The following is a 15,672-nucleotide window of genomic DNA, read 5'->3' as shown; positions in this document are numbered from 1 at the left end:
GGGGCGGTCGGCCGACGAAGTCATGCCCGGATTGTGACCTTGTCTTCCGACGCATGGCGCAACGCCCGAGCGGGTCAGTGCTTTTCGGGTCCCATGTGGTACTCGAACACCAAGCCGCTGACCGTGGCCAGGACGAAGCACACGCCCGCGACGATCAGCCACGGCAACCACATCGCCATCCCGACCGCGGTGATCGACGCTGACAGCGCGATCATCAACGGCCACCAGCTGTGCGGCGGGTAGAAGCCGAGCTCACCGGCACCGTCGGCGATCTCGGCGTCCTCGTAGTCCTCGGGCCGGGTGTCCAACCGGCGGGCGACGAACCGGAAGAACGTGCCGACGATGAGGCTCAGGCCCGTGGTGAGCACCAGGGCGGTCGTACCCGCCCATTCGATGCCACCCTGGGCGTACATCGCGGTCAGCACCCCGTACACCACGGAGGCCAACGCGAAGAACGCGGTGAGGAATTCGAACAACCTGGCTTCGATGTGCATGCGGTGCCCCTACCTGCCTGTCGCCTGCGGTGCCCCCGGCGCGAGCTCACCGCGCCGGGTGTCGAACGGTTCGGTGGTGGTGGCCAGCGGAGGCTGGTTGATGGCCTGCAGCGCTTCGGCATTGGTGGCGCCGGCCCTGCGCTGATCGAGGTAGGCCTTGAAGTCGTTGGGTTCGACCACCCGGACCTCGAAGTTCATCATCGAGTGATAGGTGCCGCACATCTCCGTGCAGCGGCCCACGAATGCGCCCGTGTCGTAGATCTCGCTGATCTGGAAGATGTTGTCGGAGTTGTTCTCCGCCGGGTTGGGCAGTACGTCGCGCTTGAACAGGAACTCCGGCACCCAGAAGCCGTGGATCACATCGGCCGAGGCCAGCTGGAACTCGATGCGCTTGCCGACCGGAAGAACCAGGATCGGAACCTCGTTGGACGTACCGATGGTTTCGACCTCGTCGAAGTTCAGGTAGGTCCGGTCTTCGGGGTTCTTGCCCGCGATGGTGCCGTACTCCTCGCCGCCGTGGCCGCCTTCGCCCTCGGGCTCGGCGTTGACGCCTTCGGGTCCGGACGCCATCAGCGTGCGGCGGTCGGGCTCGGCACCGTCGTAGGTGAGCGTCCCGTCGGCGAAGTTCACGCTCTGATAGCCGAATTTCCAGTTCCACTGGAACGCGGTGACATCGATGACGACCTCGGGGTCGGGCTGCTTGTCGAGCATCCGTTCCTGCACGACCACCGTGAAGTAGAAGAGCACGGAGATGATCAGGAACGGAATGACGGTCAGCGTCAGCTCCAGCGGCATGTTGTAGCCGAACTGGCGGGGCAGCTCCGTGTCGTCCTTTTTCTTGCGGTGGAACGCCGTCGTCCAGAACAACAGGATGTAGACGATGACACCGACCACCAGAGCCGCGATCAGCGAGCCGATCCACAGCTCCCGGTTCAGGTGCGCCTCGGGGGTGATGCCGTTGGGCCAGCCCATGCCGAGCACCTCGGACCAGCTGCATCCGCTGACGACGACCGCTGTCCCCCCCAGGAGCAGGGACAATGCCACCAACTTAAGGCCGCGAGCGGACACGTTGGCGCCTCCTAGAAGTCGGTGGACCGTCGGGCGGTCCCACGGCTGCACTTGAATACTACGCAGCGTAGACCACCGCGCCGCAGGACACCGAAGCGACCGGGGATTGACGTGGTGTGGGCGCTGCGGCGAGTGCCGATACCAGGCGGATCGACGGGGTTAGGCATACTGGCGCGGTGTGCGGTCTGCTGGCTTTGGTGACAGATCCCGGCGCTGACTCTCTCCCGTCCCCCTCGACTGTCGACGCGGTTTCCGGCGCCACCGCCTTGATGCGCCACCGCGGTCCTGACGAGCCGGGCACCTGGAGTGACGACGCGCGGGTTGTTTTGGGCTTCAACAGGCTCTCGATCATCGACATCGCCCATTCCCACCAGCCGCTGCGCTGGGGCCCCCCTGAGGCGCCCGACCGCTACGTGCTGGTGTTCAACGGCGAGATCTACAACTACCTCGAGCTGCGTCAAGCGCTGCGCGACGAGTACGGCGCGGAGTTCGCCACCGACGGTGACGGCGAGGCGATCGTGGCGGCCTACCACCACTGGGGCGCTGACGCGCTGGGCAAGCTGCGCGGCATGTTCGCGTTCGCGCTGTGGGACAGCGTCGAGCAGGAGTTGTTCTGCGCGCGGGACCCGTTCGGGATCAAACCGATGTTCATGGCCAGCGGCCCCGGCGGCACCGTGGTGGGCAGCGAGAAGAAGTGTCTGGTCGAGGTCTGCGAGAAGATCGGGCGACTCGGCGTCGACCTGGGCATCGACGAGCGCGCCGTGCAGCACTACACCGTGTTGCAGTACGTACCCGAGCCCGAGACGCTGCATCGCGGCATCCGGCGGCTCGAATCGGGCAGCTGTGCGCGGATCCGCGCCGGCGGCGAACCCGAGGTGACGCGGTACTTCACCCCGCGCTTCTCGGCCGTGCCGGTTGCGTCGGGCTCCCGCGACGACGCACAGCACCGGTACGACGAGATCACCGCCGTGTTGGAAGACTCGGTGGCCAAGCACATGCGCGCGGACGTGACCGTGGGGGCGTTCCTGTCCGGTGGCATCGATTCCACGGCGATCGCCGCGCTTGCCATGCGACACAACCCACGGCTGATCACGTTCACCACGGGCTTCGAACGGGAGGGGTTCTCGGAGGTCGACGTGGCGGTGGCCTCGGCCGAGGCCATCGGCGCCCGGCACGTGACCAAAGTGGTCAGCCAGGCCGAGTTCGTCGCCGCGCTGCCCGAGATCGTCTGGTATCTGGACGAGCCCGTTGCCGACCCCGCGTTGGTACCGCTGTACTTCATCGCCCGCGAGGCCCGTAAACACGTCAAAGTGGTGCTGTCCGGCGAGGGCGCCGACGAACTGTTCGGCGGCTACACGATCTACCGCGAGCCGTTATCGCTGAAACCGTTCGATTTCCTGCCCAAGGGCGTGCGCAGATCGGTCGGCAAGATGGCCACTCCCCTGCCCGACGGGATGCGCGGCAAGAGCCTTCTGCATCGCGGCTCGCTGACACTGGAGGAGCGCTATTACGGCAACGCGCGCAGCTTCTCCGACGCCCAGCTGCGTGCGGTGTTGCCGCGGTTCCGCGAAGACTGGGTGCACACCGACGTCACGGCACCGCTGTACGCGCAGTCGCAGGGCTGGGACCCGGTGGCGCGGATGCAGCACATCGACCTGTTCACCTGGTTGCGCGGCGACATCCTGGTCAAGGCCGACAAGATGACGATGGCCAACTCGCTGGAACTGCGGGTGCCGTTCCTCGACCCCGAGGTGTTCGCGGTGGCTTCCCGATTGCCCTACGACCAGAAGATCACCCGCGCCACGACGAAGTACGCGCTGCGCCGGGCGCTGGAGCCGATCGTGCCCGCCCACGTCCTCAATCGCCCCAAGCTCGGCTTCCCGGTACCGATCCGGCACTGGCTGCGCTCGGGTGAGCTGCTGGACTGGGCGCAGGCGATGGTCACCTCGTCAGGGGCGGGAGACCTGATCAGCCTGTCCGCGGTGCGCACATTGCTCGACGAACACCGAACCGGCGTCAGCGATCACAGCCGACGGCTGTGGACGGTGCTGATCTTCATGCTGTGGCACGCGATCTTCGTCGAGGGCAGCGTCACCCCGCAGATCAGCCGGCCGGATTACCCGGTGCAGCTCTAAGCGAGCGCCTGGGCTATCTCCTGGCCGGCCTCTGCGCCGTAGGCGTCGGTGAGGCGGCGCACGGCTGCCTCGCTGTCCCACGTCCATTCCTGCGGTCCGGGGGCCTCGAGCACCAACGTGGCCACCATCGAGGCGAGCTGTGCCGACCTCTCCAGGCTCAGGCCCGCGCTGCGCCCGGTCAGGAAGCCGGCCCGGAAGGCGTCCCCGATTCCGGTGGGATCCTCCTTGTGGGTTTCGGGCACCACGTCGACGTGCACGAAGGTGCCGTCGCCGACGATGTCGACGCCCTTCTCCCCCAGGGTGGTGATGCGCATCTCGATCTGGCTCATCACCTCGGCCTCGGACCACTCGGACTTCTGCAGCAGCAGATCCCACTCGTAGTCGTTGGTGAACAGGTAGGTCGCGCCGTCGATGAGCCGGCGGATCTCGTCCTTGGACAGCCGGGCAAGCTGCTGCGACGGGTCCGCGGCGAAGGCCAGACCCAGCTTGCGGCACTCCTCGGTGTGCAGGAACATCGCTTCCGGATCGTTGGCGCCGACGATCACCAGATCCGGGGCGCCCGAGCCGTTGACCATGTCGCCCAGCTTGATGTTGCGGGCCTCGGACATCGCCCCCGGGTAGAACGACGCGATCTGGGCCATGGCTTCGTCGGTGGTGCAGACGAACCGCGCGGTGTAGGCGGACTCGGAGATCAGGACGTGGTCGCAGTTCACCCCGTGCGCGGTGAGCCACTGCCGGTAGTCGTCGAAGTCGGTGCCCGCCGCGCCGACCAGAGCCACGTCCCCACCCAGGACGCCGATGGCGAATGCCATGTTGCCGGCCACGCCGCCACGGTGCATGACCAGGTCGTCGACCAGAAAGCTCAGTGACACCTTCTGCAGGTGGTCAGCCAGAAGCTGTTCCGAGAACCGACCCGGGAATCGCATCAGATGGTCGGTCGCAATTGATCCGGTCACCGCAATGGTCACGCAGTTCACCCTTCTCCGAGAATCGTGTTTCACCCTACTGTCGGCCCCGCCGTGGGCGGCGGGCCGCACCGCCAGGTGCGCTAACCTGCATGTAGCTGCCTGCCTGGCCACTGTAGATGCCGCAGGGTTCCGCCGATCCCCCCGGGAGTGCCTCTATGACTGGTCCGTACCCGCCCCCTTACGGCACCGGACCGGTCGGCCCACCGCTCAATCAGCCGAATCAGCCGTACGGACCTCCACCGTATCCGCCGGTTACACAGCCCTACCCGGACGCCGGCATCGGCGCGACGTATCCGGGGACGCTGCCGCCGCCCGTGAACTACCCGCGGCGCGGCCGTCGGTGGCTCATCGGCGGCCTGGTGACTCTGGCAGTGCTTCTGGTGGGGGGGTTGATCGTCGGGGTGGCTCTGTCCGGCGGCGGTGACGAGCGGACGGCGACCGGAGCATTGACCGACGCGTCGGCACGAGCCGCCATCCAGGACTATCTCGACGCACTGTCGAACGGCGACGAGCAAACCGTCGCCCGGCACACGCTGTGCGGCTTGTACGACGCGGTGAAGGAGCGCCGTTCCGACCTCGCGCTGGCCGGTTTGACCAGCGACGCCTTCCGCAAGCAGTACAGCAGTGCCGAGGTGGTCTCGATCGACCAGATGGTGCAGTCTTCACCGACCCAGGCGCAGGTGCTGTTCACGATGCGGGTGTCCCCCGCCAGCGGATCAGCGCGCAACCCCGCACGGGACGGCGAGGAACAGGCCGTGGCCCAGCTGCTGTCCGTGGACGGCGAGGTTCTGGTGTGTTCCTACCTGCCGCGCACCGCGGGGCAGTACTGAGCCCGGAGCGACAGACCGCTCAGTTGAACGAATCGCCGCAGGCGCACGACCCGGTGGCGTTCGGATTGTCGATCGTGAAGCCCTGCTTCTCGATGGTGTCGACGAAGTCGATGGAGGCGCCCGATACGTACGGGGCGCTCATCCGGTCGACGGTCAGCGCGACGCCGCCGAATTCGACGGTCAGGTCGCCGTCGAGGGTGCGGTCGTCGAAGAACAGGTTGTAGCGCAGGCCGGCGCACCCACCCGGCTGCACGGCGATGCGCAGCGCGAGGTCGTCGCGGCCCTCCTGGTCCAGCAGCGCCTTGGCCTTGGCCGCTGCGGCATCCGTCAGGATCACGCCGTGCTGGGCGTCGGTGGCTGTGCCCTCTTGGCTACCTGTCTGAACAGCCGAATCGTTCTGGACAGTCATGAAAACTCCTGTGTGGATGTACGTGGGTGGACCCCGTCACGCCTCGAGTGGGGCCACTCCGTCAACGGTACCTTGTCCGCCCGGTATTCCCCATCGATGGCGGTGGGTGGGTCAGTGATGCCGATCGGCGACGGCGGCGGCCAGGCTGGTCAGCTGGTTGGCCGCATCGTCGATTGCGCGCTGCACCGAGCCGGCGTGGTCGGTGAGCGAGAATGCCGCCGAGATCCCCGCCTTCCGCAGCGCGGCCTCGTCGAGCGTGACCTGGCCGGCCAGCACCAGCACCGGGATGTCACGGGCGGCGGCGCCGGCGGCCAGCGCGCTGACGACCTTTCCGTGCAGCGACTGGTCGTCGAAGCGACCTTCCCCGGTGATGACCACGCTCGCCTCCGCGATGTCGGCGGCCAGGCCGGTGTGCTCGGCGATGATCGCCGCGCCGGATTCGCGACGGCCGCCCAGCGCGATGAGCGCCGCGCCGAGCCCACCTGCGGCGCCCGCGCCCGGGTCATCGCTGACGGTGCGCCCGGCCAGCGCATTCAACTCGTCGGACCAGCTCGTCAGCCGCTCCTCCAGGGCCGCGACGGTGTCGGGGTCGGCGCCCTTCTGCGGACCGAAGACCGCCGCCGCACCCATCGGTCCCAGCAGGGGGTGCTCGACGTCGCTGGCGACGATCAGTTCGACACCGTCGAGCAGGTCCCGGGCGGCGGTGAGGCCGCCGAGCGCATCGATCGTTCCGCGTCCGCCGTCGGTGCTGCCGCTGCCGCCCAGGCCGACGACGATGCGACCGGCGCCCGCGTCACGGGCGGCGGCGATCAGCTGCCCCACCCCACGGGTGTGGGCGGCCACCGCGGTGTCCGGCGTCGGGGGTCCGCCGAGCAGCGCGAGTCCGCAGGCCTGAGCGCACTCGATGTAAGCGGTCACCGGACCGGACTCGTCGAGCACCCACTGCGCCTCGACGTCGCCGGTCAGCGGACCGCTCACGGTGTCGGTGCGAACCCCGCCGAGGCGGCTGGCCAGGACTTCGACGAAGCCGGGTCCGCCGTCGGACTGCGGCGCCAGGATCAGACGGTCATCCGGGCGGCAGCGGCGCCACCCCGCGGCGATGGACTGCGCCGCCTGCACCGCGGTCAGGCTGTCGCCGAAACAGTCCGGGGCGATGAGCACGGTCAGCGGTTCGGTGTCAGGCGCGCGGGCGGTCACCCAGGGCAGACTATGGCGTCCCCGCGGCCGCCGCACTGCCGGGACGGGGATGCTGAGGCGGTGGTGCGAGAAGTAACCTGGGACCTGTGAAGCTGCTGGGCCGAAACAAGGATGACTCCGAGGGCGCGGGAGGCGCGGACGACTCGCGCAAGCAGGGGTCCTCGCTCGACGTCGACGCGACGTCCGCCGCCCGCGACACGCGGCCGGGCACCGCGCCGAAAGGCCGCCCGACGCCCAAACGCAACGAGGCGTCCCGCAGACGCGGTCCCGTGGCCCCGGCGCCCATGACGTCGGCCGAAGCGCGTCGGCGCCGCAAGGAACTGCGGGGCCCGAAGCTCTCCCGCGAGGAGCGCAAGGTCGAGAAGGCCGCCCGCCGCTCCGAGATGTCCGAGCGCCGCGAGCGCATGATGGCCGGTGAGGACGCGTATCTGCTGCCCCGTGACAAAGGCCCGGTGCGGCGCTACGTGCGCGATGTGGTCGACGCGCGGCGCAATCTGCTGGGGCTGTTCATGCCCTCGGCGCTCGGGCTGATCTTCGTCATGTTGGCGGTGCCGTCGGTACAGGTCCAGCAGCTGCTCTCGCCGGCGATGCTGGTGTTGGTGTTCGTCATGGTGATCGACGGTTTCGTGCTGGGCCGCAAGGTCAACCGGATGGTGGACGAGAAGTTCCCGGACAACACCGAGACCGGGTGGAAGCTCGGGTTCTACGCCGCCAGCCGTGCGTCGCAGTTGCGCCGCATGCGCGCCCCCCGCCCGCAGGTCGAGCGCGGCGCCAGCGTCGGCTGACCTGTCGGTGGGCTACTTTCCGGCTGTTCCGGACCCCGATCCGGACGCCGCCTCTGCCGCGTCCGCGCGCCAGGCGACCCTGACCAAACCGACAGGTTCGTTGGGGCGTCTCGAAGAGTTGTCGATATGGGTGTCGGCATGCCAGTCGCAGTGTCCACCGCAGCAGTTCCAGCGGGCCCGGGTGGTGGTCTTCGCCGGTGACCATGGCGTGACCGCGGCCGGGGTGTCGGCCTATCCTCCCGAGGTCACGGCGGCGATGATGGCGAACTTCGTCGCCGGCGGCGCCGCGGTGAACGCGCTCGCCGAGGTGGCAGGCGCCGGCGTGCGCGTCGTCGACATCGCCGTCGACACTCCGGAGCCGCTGTCCGAGGAGATCGGCAGACACAAGATCCGGCGGTCGAGCGGCAACATCGCCGTCGAGGACGCCCTGACCCCTGATGAGGTGGTCGGCGCGATCGAGGCGGGACGCCGGATCGCCGACGAGGAAGTCGACGCCGGTGCCGATCTGCTGATCGCCGGGGACATGGGTATCGGCAACACCACCGCGGCGACCACGCTGGTGGCCGCACTGACCGACACCGAACCCGTGGAAGTGGTCGGCCGCGGTACCGGCATCGACGACGCGGGCTGGGCCCGCAAGACCGCGGCGATTCGTGACGGGCTGTACAGGACCCGGCGCCTCTCGGCCGATCCCATTGCGCTGCTGCGTATCTGCGGTGGCGCCGATCTGGCGGCGATGACCGGTTTCTGCGCGCAGGCCGCGGTGCGGCGCACCCCGGTGCTGCTCGACGGCGCGGTGGTCACCGCGGCGGCACTGGCCGCCGAGCGGCTGGCCCCGGGTGCGCGGCAGTGGTGGCAGGCCGGGCATCGCTCCACCGAACCGGTCCATTCGCTAGCGCTTCGGAATCTCGAGCTCGACCCGATCGTCGACCTCGGTATGCGCCTCGGTGAGGGCTCCGGCGCGTTGGTGGCGCTGCCGGTGCTGCGCGCGGCGGTCGCGACCCTCGCCTCGATGGCCACCTTCAGCGAAGCCGGGGTCGCCGGGCGAAGCTCTGAGGACTAGTTGGTGATCCGTTCGCTGGCAGGGGCTTTCGCGTTCGCGACGGTGCTGCCGACACCGGCATCGCGCACCGCGCACGCCGGCCGCGGGGTGATGACCGCGCTGCCGGTGACCGGACTGGTCGTGGGTGGTGCCGCCGCGGGCGTGCTGTGGGCCGGTGAGTGGGCGTTCGGCGCCGGCAGCGCACTGGCCGGCGCGTTGACGGTGGTGACGCTGCTGTTGGTCACTCGTGGTCTGCACATCGACGGGCTGTCCGACACTGTGGACGCGTTGGGCTGCTACGGACCCGCCGAACGCGCGCTGGCGGTGATGCGCGACGGCTCGGCAGGGCCGTTCGGCGCCGCCGCGGTGACTGCGACGCTGCTGGTGCAGGCACTGGCGTTCGCGCAGGCCGGCCCGCTTGCGGTCCTCGTGGCCGTGACCGCCGGCCGGGTGGCCGCCGTCGCCGCGTGCCGCCGCTCGGTGCCCGCGGCGGCCGGCAGCACCTTGGGCGCGTTGGTGGCCGGTTCGCAGCCGGGGTGGGTGGCGGGAGGATGGACCGCCGCGATCATCGCCGTGGCGGTGATCGCCGCCGACCGGCCGTGGCAGGGTCCGGCCGCCGTGGTCGTGGCACTGGCGTGCAGTGTCGCGCTGGTGGCGCACTGCGTGCGGCGCTTCGGCGGCATCACCGGCGACGTGCTGGGCGCCGCGACGGAGCTGACCACCACCGTGGCAGCGGTGGGGATGGCGATCTGCGTCAACTGAGCTGTCGGCTCAGTTGAGCCGCGCCATCCAGCCATGGGTGTCGGCGAAGGTGCCGCGCTGGATTCCGGTCAGCGTGTCACGCAGCGCCATCGTGATCTCGCCTGGTTCGCCGTCGGCGATGGTGAATTCACCCTCGGTGTGCTTGACGTGCGAGACCGGCGTGATGACGGCCGCGGTGCCGCACGCGAACACCTCGGTGATCTCGCCCGCCGCGGCCTTCTTCTGCCATTCGTCGACGTCGATCTTGCGTTCCTCGACGGTGAAGCCGGCGTCGGTCGCCAACTGCAGCAACGAATCCCGCGTGATACCGGGCAACAGCGAGCCGGACAGCTCCGGGGTCACCAGGCGAGCCGTACCGCCGCTGCCGAACACGAAGAACAGGTTCATCCCGCCCATCTCCTCGACGTAGCGGCGTTCGATGGCATCCAGCCACACGACCTGGTCGCATCCGTGCGCGGCGGCCTCGGCCTGCGCCAGCAGCGATGCGGCGTAGTTACCGCCGAACTTGGCCGCGCCGGTGCCACCCGGGGATGCCCGCACGTACTCGTGGGACAGCCACACGCTGACCGGCTTGATACCGCGGGGGAAGTAGGCACCGGCCGGGGAGCCGATCACCAGGTAGCGGTATTCGTTGGCGGGGCGCACGCCGAGTCCGGGCTCGGTGGCGAAGATGAACGGCCGCAGATACAGCGATTCCTCACCACCGGCGGGCGGCACCCAGCTGTCGTCGACGGCGATCAGTTGCCGCAGCGACTCGATGAACAACTCCTCCGGCAGCTCGGGGATGGCCAGCCGCCGTGACGAGGTGCGCAGCCGGGCGGCGTTGGCCTCCGGCCGGAACGAGACGATCGATCCGTCGGCCCAGCGGTAGGCCTTCAATCCCTCGAAGACCTCCTGCGCGTAGTGCAGGACGATCGCCGACGGGTCCAGCTCGATGGGCCCGTAGGGAAGCACGCGCGCGTCGTGCCAGCCGCGGCCGTCGGTGTAGTCGATCGAGACCATGTGGTCGGTGTGGAACCTGCCGAACCCCGGGTTCGCCAGAATCTCACCGCGTACCCCGTCGGTCGCCGGAGTCGCGTTGCGATCGACGGTGAACCCGAGGCCTTCAGTCATGAAAGCGATTGTATAACCGGCTGGCTAGCGGTTTTCAGGCTCCGTTCGCCCCGCCCGGCTACCGGGTGCGGGTGTCCACGAACGGCGGTTTGACCACTTCGCATTCGATGAGGCGGCCACGCACGTCGACCGCGACGTGGGCGCCGTCCTCGATGCCGGCGCCGGTGTCGATCAGCGCGAGCGCGATGCCGACCTTCAGTGACGGCGAGAAGGTTCCCGACGTGGTGGTCCCGATCCGGGCGGCGCCGTCCTGCGCCGACGCGAGCACCGCGAGGTCTCCCCGCAGCACGCCGCGGCCCACCGCCTTGAGTCCCCGCAGCGTGCGCCGTGGGCCGGCCTCTTTCTCGGCCAGCAGCGCGTCGCGTCCCCAGAAGCGGTCCTTCTTCCAGCCGACCGCCCAGCCGCAGCGGGCCTGCACCGGGGTGATGTCCAACGACAGCTCGTGGCCGTGCAACGGATAGCCCATCTCGGTGCGCAACGTGTCGCGGGCGCCCAGCCCGGCGAGCTGACCGCCGGCCGCACCGACGGCGTCGACGAGCGCATCGAACACCACCGCGGCCTGGTCCCAGGTCGGCAGCAACTCATAGCCGTGCTCCCCGGTGTATCCGGTGCGGCACACCCGCACGTCGACGCCGTGAAATGTCGCGTCCGCATACCCCATGTAGTCCATGTCGGTGGGCAGCCCGAGCCCGCCGACGACGTCACCGGACTTCGGGCCCTGGACGGCCAGCACGGCACGGGAGCGGTGCTCGTCGGTGACCGTCACCCCGTCGGGGGCGTGGTCCTGCAGTGCGGCGACGACGCTGGCCGTGTTGGCCGCGTTGGGCACCAGGAAGATCTCGTCGTCGGAGACGTAGTAGGCGATCAGGTCGTCGATGACGCCGCCGGACTCGGTGCAACACAACGTGTACTGAGCCTTTCCCGGCCCGATCCGGCGGAGGTCGTTGGTAAGCGCGGAGTTGACGTATTCGGCCGCGCCGGGACCCTTGACCAGCGCCTTGCCGAGGTGGCTGACGTCGAATAGGCCCACCGCGGTGCGGGTGGCGGTGTGCTCGGCGACGGTGCCGGCGTAGGACACCGGCATCAGCCAGCCGCCGAATTCGGCGAAGCTCGCGCCGAGCTCGCGGTGTCGGTTCTCCAGGGGTCCGGCCAACAGGTTGTCGCTCACGCCGAACCAGACTAGTAGCCAGTGGCTAGGGTGAGTTCCCGTGAGCCCCGTCAGCGCGTCATCCGGTTACCCGTCCCCCACCGTCGCCGTCGCTAGCACGCTGCCCAAGCGCAAGGTCGCCTCGTCGGTTCTGATCGTTCCGATCCTCAGCGGTGACGACGACGGACCGGCCACCGTGGTGGCGAATCCGTACCTGGACGCCGAGGCGGTCGGTGAGATCGAGGTGGCCCTCAAGGCGCTGGGAGCCAAGGGTGGGGCCGAGCAGTTGACCCGGATCGTGGTGCCGTCCCTGCCCGTGGACAGTGTGCTCGCGGTCGGGTTGGGCCGCGGGCGCGACCAGTGGCCCGCCGAGACGATCCGGCGGGCCGCCGGCGCGGCCGCGCGCTCGCTCTCCGGGGTGGAGACGGTCATCACCACGCTGTCGGACATCGAGCTGGAGGCGTCGATCGAGGGGTTGATCCTGGGCGCCTACCGGTTCACCGCCTTCCGCAGCGACAAGACCGCGCCCCGCGACGCCGGGGTGCGCAAGATCAGCGTGCTGACCCCCGACACCCGGGCCGCGACCAAGGACATCGCCGCCCGGGCGGCCGCGATCGCCACCGCGGTCGCCACTGCCCGCGATTTCGTCAACACCCCGCCCAGCCATCTCTTCCCGGCCGAATTCGCCAAGCGCGCAAAGGCATTGGGTGACGCAGCGGGTCTCGACGTCGAGGTGCTCGATGACAAGACGCTGGCCAAGGAGGGGTACGGCGGAATCATCGGGGTCGGCAAAGGATCGTCCCGTCCGCCCCGCCTGGTCCGGTTGAGCCATCGCGGCGCCAAGACCAAGAACAGCAAGTCGGTGGCTCTGGTGGGCAAGGGTGTCACGTTCGACACCGGAGGCATCTCGATCAAGCCGGCGGCCAACATGCACCACATGACCTCCGACATGGGCGGGGCGGCCGCGGTGATCGCGACCGTGGTGCTGGCCGCCCAGCAGAAGCTGCCGATCGACGTCGTCGCGACGGTGCCGATGGCCGAGAACATGCCGTCGTCGACCGCGCAGCGACCCGGTGACGTGCTGACCCAGTACGGCGGTATCACGGTGGAGGTGCTCAACACCGACGCCGAGGGCCGGTTGATCCTGGCCGACGCGATCGTGCGCGCATGCGAGGACGAGCCGGACTACCTCATCGAGACGTCGACGTTGACCGGTGCGCAGACCGTGGCGCTGGGCGCTCGGACGCCGGGGGTGATGGGCAGCGACGAGTTCCGCGACCGGGTGGCCGAGATCTCGCAGTCCGTCGGCGAGAACGGCTGGGCGATGCCGCTTCCCGAGGAGTTGAAGGACGACCTGAAATCGACGGTGGCCGACCTGGCCAACGTCAGCGGGTCCCGCTTCGCCGGCATGCTGGTGGCGGGAACCTACCTGCGCGAGTTCGTCAGCGACGGTGTCCAGTGGGCGCACATCGACATCGCCGCGCCGGCCTACAACTCCGGGGGCCCGTGGGGCTACACGCCGAAGGGCGGCACCGGGGTGCCGACCCGGACGATGTTCGCGGTGCTCGAGGACATCGCCCGTAACGGCTGACTACAGGATGTTTCCGCCCCGCGCCGTGCTGCGCATGACCTGCGGCAGTGCGTGGGAGACGCCGTAGACGGCGTACGCCTCGAACGTCACCGGGCGCACCGCCTGCTTCCGCACCACCGCATCGACGATCGCGGCGGCCACTTTCTCCGGACCGTACCGGCGCACCGAGAACCCGCGCCGTGCGCGGCCGCGCACCGTGTCCACCTCGCCGAGGCGGGCCTGCGGCAGCGAGAATCGCGTGGTCTCGACGATGTTGGTGCCGATGACGCCCGGGCAGATCGTGGTCAGCCCCACCCCGGCGGCGTCGAGTTCGGCGCGTAGGCAGTCCGAGAACATGAACACCGCGGCCTTGGAGGTGCAGTAGGCGTTCATGACGTTGACCGGCGTGTAGGAGGCCATCGAGGCGACGTTGACGATGTGCCCGCCAATCCCCCGCTCCACCAGCCGGGGGGCGAACGCGCGACAACCGTTGACGACGCCACCGAAGTTGATGTCCATGACCCGGTCGAACTCCTCGGCGGGCGTGTCGAGGAAGAAGCCGGCGTGGCCCACCCCGGCGTTGTTGACCACCACGTCGGGCACGCCGTGTGTGGCGCACACCTGCGCCGCGAACGCCTCCACCGCCGCCGCATCGGCCACGTCGAGGCGGTAGCTGTGGGCCTCGGCGCCCTCGGCGGCCACTCGCCGCGCGGTTTCGGCCAGACCTTGCTGGTCGATGTCGCTGATCACGACGTCGGCGCCGGCACGCGCGAACGCCAGCGCGGTTTCGCGGCCGATTCCGCTGCCGGCGCCGGTCACCGCCACCAAGTTGTCGGTGAAGGCGTTTCGAGCTCGACCGACCTGGGCGCGACGCAGCTCCCGCGCGGCGGGGGCGCCCCGGAGATGTTCGACGAACTGGGCGACCGCACGGGCCAGCACCTGTGGGTGCGACGACACGATGTCACGGCCGGCCTTGACGTCGCGCCGCCACAGCTGCGTCACTCGGGCCGCCATGTCGTCGTAGACGTGCGGACCGAGGTACTCGTCGGCGGTGGCGACGATGAGCTGGACCGGGACGTCGACGTCGAGGTCACCGCCGGCGCCGTCGCCGCGGACGTTGGCCCGGTACTGCTTGTCCGACAGCAGCCGGGGCGCCGCCGCTGCCAGTCGGCCGAGCTGGGCAGCACCGCGCAGGAATCGTCTCGGCCGGTGCGGGTGGCGCAGCGAGTCCACCAGGTACCGGCGCAGATGCGTCAGGTCGGTGCCGGCCACCGAGGTGAACGATGCCACCGACGTCCCGCCGCGAGGTCCGGTCAGGTGCTCCCACACCGCGCTCGAGCCCCAGCCGTGGGCGACGACGTGAACGTCGGAGTCGACCGAGATCGCGGCGAGCACCGCGGCGAAGTCGTCGGCGAGCCGAGCGAGCCGGTAGGCGGCGGTGCCCGACGGCACCGACGAGTCACCGGCACCGCGTGGGTCGTAGCGGACGATGCGGAACCGGTCCTGCAGATGCGCGACCACCGGATCCCAGACCGTGTGGGTGTCGGGGTGACCGCTGACCAGCAGGACCGTGGGTCCGTCGATGCGGCCTTCCTCGAACACGGCGATGTGCAGTCCCTCGCTGTTGACGACCACGAGCGGACCCTACCGGTCGCCGAGCTCCTCCCGGGCGGCGCGCTTGCGCAGGATCCGCTGCCGCGCGTCGTAGTCACGCATGCGCTGCGGGTAGCCGACCTTCTGCACGTCGTAGACCGGAATCTTGAGCCGGTCCGACAGCTTGCGCGCGCCCGATTGGCCGCCGGCGCGGCGCCGCGTCCATTCACCGTCGGCAGCCACGAGCACCACGGTCACCTCGGTGACCGTGGTCTTGGGCTCCACGAATGCCTCCACGCCCTTGTGCTCGGCCACCCACTGCTGCAGGTAACGCAGATCAGCGGCCCGATCGCTGGTGGCCGTGCGTCCCCCGCGCCCACGGCGAAACCTGTCGAACAGTCCCACCTTGCGCGTGCTCCTCTCCGGCTCGAGCTGGACGACTCCTCTTTCGATAGTGCCAGAGCGGCCAGTAAGCCGGTCCACGGCGAAACGTTGCGGCAGACGTGACAGGATGGGAAGCGCAGTGCAGTTACCCGCGTCCGACCGTGCAAGGGAGCCA

At 69.4% G+C, this 15,672-nt stretch carries 15 protein-coding genes; 6 read left to right on the top strand and 9 right to left on the bottom strand.

Features of this window, described 5'->3' with window-relative positions:
* Positions 1-74: 74 nt before the first annotated feature.
* Positions 75-494, bottom strand: coding sequence for a cytochrome c oxidase subunit 4 (locus ACEWX3_RS12035; protein WP_207066686.1), 420 nt, complete (start codon positions 492-494; stop codon positions 75-77).
* Positions 495-503: 9 nt separating this feature from the next.
* Positions 504-1,619 carry a cytochrome c oxidase subunit II gene (locus ACEWX3_RS12030; RefSeq protein WP_374159843.1) on the bottom strand — a complete coding sequence of 372 codons (1,116 nt, stop codon included), beginning with the start codon at positions 1,617-1,619 and terminating at the stop codon, positions 504-506.
* A 119-nt stretch (positions 1,620-1,738) separates the two neighbouring features.
* On the opposite strand from ACEWX3_RS12030, the gene asnB reads away from it, so the two are divergent.
* Positions 1,739-3,697 carry an asparagine synthase (glutamine-hydrolyzing) gene (asnB, locus tag ACEWX3_RS12025; protein ID WP_207066687.1) on the top strand — a complete coding sequence of 653 codons (1,959 nt, stop codon included), beginning with the start codon at positions 1,739-1,741 and terminating at the stop codon, positions 3,695-3,697.
* On the opposite strand, the gene ACEWX3_RS12020 is transcribed toward asnB, so the two are convergent.
* Positions 3,694-4,665, bottom strand: coding sequence for a carbohydrate kinase family protein (locus tag ACEWX3_RS12020; protein ID WP_374159516.1), 972 nt, complete (start codon positions 4,663-4,665; stop codon positions 3,694-3,696). The two genes, asnB and ACEWX3_RS12020, sit on opposite strands and share 4 nt — an antisense overlap.
* Before the next feature lie 155 nt (positions 4,666-4,820).
* Here ACEWX3_RS12020 and ACEWX3_RS12015 point away from each other — a divergent pair, with 155 nt between their 5' ends.
* Complete coding sequence (locus ACEWX3_RS12015; protein ID WP_374159515.1) at positions 4,821-5,495, top strand: hypothetical protein; 675 nt, start codon at positions 4,821-4,823, stop codon at positions 5,493-5,495.
* 19 nt (positions 5,496-5,514) lie between these two features.
* On the opposite strand, the gene ACEWX3_RS12010 is transcribed toward ACEWX3_RS12015, so the two are convergent.
* Both ACEWX3_RS12010 and ACEWX3_RS12005 read right to left on the bottom strand, forming a co-directional pair.
* Complete coding sequence (locus ACEWX3_RS12010) at positions 5,515-5,904, bottom strand: iron-sulfur cluster assembly accessory protein (RefSeq protein WP_152517652.1); 390 nt, start codon at positions 5,902-5,904, stop codon at positions 5,515-5,517.
* A 111-nt stretch (positions 5,905-6,015) separates the two neighbouring features.
* Positions 6,016-7,101 (bottom strand): glycerate kinase, encoded by a 1,086-nt coding sequence (locus tag ACEWX3_RS12005; protein ID WP_374159514.1) that lies wholly within the window; start codon positions 7,099-7,101, stop codon positions 6,016-6,018.
* A gap of 86 nt (positions 7,102-7,187) precedes the next feature.
* Between ACEWX3_RS12005 and ACEWX3_RS12000 the strand changes: the two genes are divergently transcribed.
* Genes ACEWX3_RS12000 through ACEWX3_RS11990 form a run of 3 tightly spaced genes read left to right on the top strand, consistent with a single transcriptional unit; the run spans position 7,188 to position 9,690 of the window.
* A complete protein-coding gene (locus ACEWX3_RS12000) occupies positions 7,188-7,886 on the top strand; it encodes a DUF3043 domain-containing protein (protein ID WP_207066690.1) in 699 nt (232 codons plus the stop codon).
* 7 nt (positions 7,887-7,893) lie between these two features.
* Positions 7,894-8,949 (top strand): nicotinate-nucleotide--dimethylbenzimidazole phosphoribosyltransferase, encoded by a 1,056-nt coding sequence (cobT, locus tag ACEWX3_RS11995; protein ID WP_374159513.1) that lies wholly within the window; start codon positions 7,894-7,896, stop codon positions 8,947-8,949.
* A 3-nt stretch (positions 8,950-8,952) separates the two neighbouring features.
* On the top strand, positions 8,953-9,690 hold the full coding sequence (locus ACEWX3_RS11990) for an adenosylcobinamide-GDP ribazoletransferase (RefSeq protein WP_207066692.1): 738 nt from the start codon (positions 8,953-8,955) through the stop codon (positions 9,688-9,690).
* Positions 9,691-9,699: 9 nt separating this feature from the next.
* Here the strand turns inward: ACEWX3_RS11990 and ACEWX3_RS11985 are convergent, their stop codons facing one another.
* Together ACEWX3_RS11985 and gcvT are read right to left on the bottom strand one after the other, a co-directional pair.
* Positions 9,700-10,803 (bottom strand): branched-chain amino acid aminotransferase, encoded by a 1,104-nt coding sequence (locus tag ACEWX3_RS11985; RefSeq protein WP_152517656.1) that lies wholly within the window; start codon positions 10,801-10,803, stop codon positions 9,700-9,702.
* A 58-nt stretch (positions 10,804-10,861) separates the two neighbouring features.
* The gene (gene gcvT, locus ACEWX3_RS11980) at positions 10,862-11,971 is read right to left on the bottom strand and encodes a glycine cleavage system aminomethyltransferase GcvT (protein WP_207066693.1); all 1,110 of its coding nucleotides are present in this window, start codon (positions 11,969-11,971) and stop codon (positions 10,862-10,864) included.
* Between the two features lie 40 nt (positions 11,972-12,011).
* On the opposite strand from gcvT, the gene ACEWX3_RS11975 reads away from it, so the two are divergent.
* Positions 12,012-13,541 (top strand): leucyl aminopeptidase, encoded by a 1,530-nt coding sequence (locus tag ACEWX3_RS11975; RefSeq protein ID WP_374159512.1) that lies wholly within the window; start codon positions 12,012-12,014, stop codon positions 13,539-13,541.
* On the opposite strand, the gene ACEWX3_RS11970 is transcribed toward ACEWX3_RS11975, so the two are convergent.
* Together ACEWX3_RS11970 and ACEWX3_RS11965 are read right to left on the bottom strand one after the other, a co-directional pair.
* On the bottom strand, positions 13,542-15,155 hold the full coding sequence (locus ACEWX3_RS11970; RefSeq protein ID WP_374159511.1) for an SDR family oxidoreductase: 1,614 nt from the start codon (positions 15,153-15,155) through the stop codon (positions 13,542-13,544).
* 9 nt (positions 15,156-15,164) lie between these two features.
* Positions 15,165-15,518, bottom strand: a complete 354-nt coding sequence (locus tag ACEWX3_RS11965; RefSeq protein WP_374159510.1) for an oxidoreductase — start codon at positions 15,516-15,518, stop codon at positions 15,165-15,167.
* Between the last annotated feature and the right edge of the window lie 154 nt (positions 15,519-15,672).

Source organism: Mycobacterium sp. G7A2 (assembly GCF_041902445.1).
Classification (GTDB): Bacteria; Actinomycetota; Actinomycetes; order Mycobacteriales; family Mycobacteriaceae; genus Mycobacterium.
Note: the sequence above shows the minus strand (reverse complement) of the source record. Positions and strands in the feature narration are given on the sequence as shown.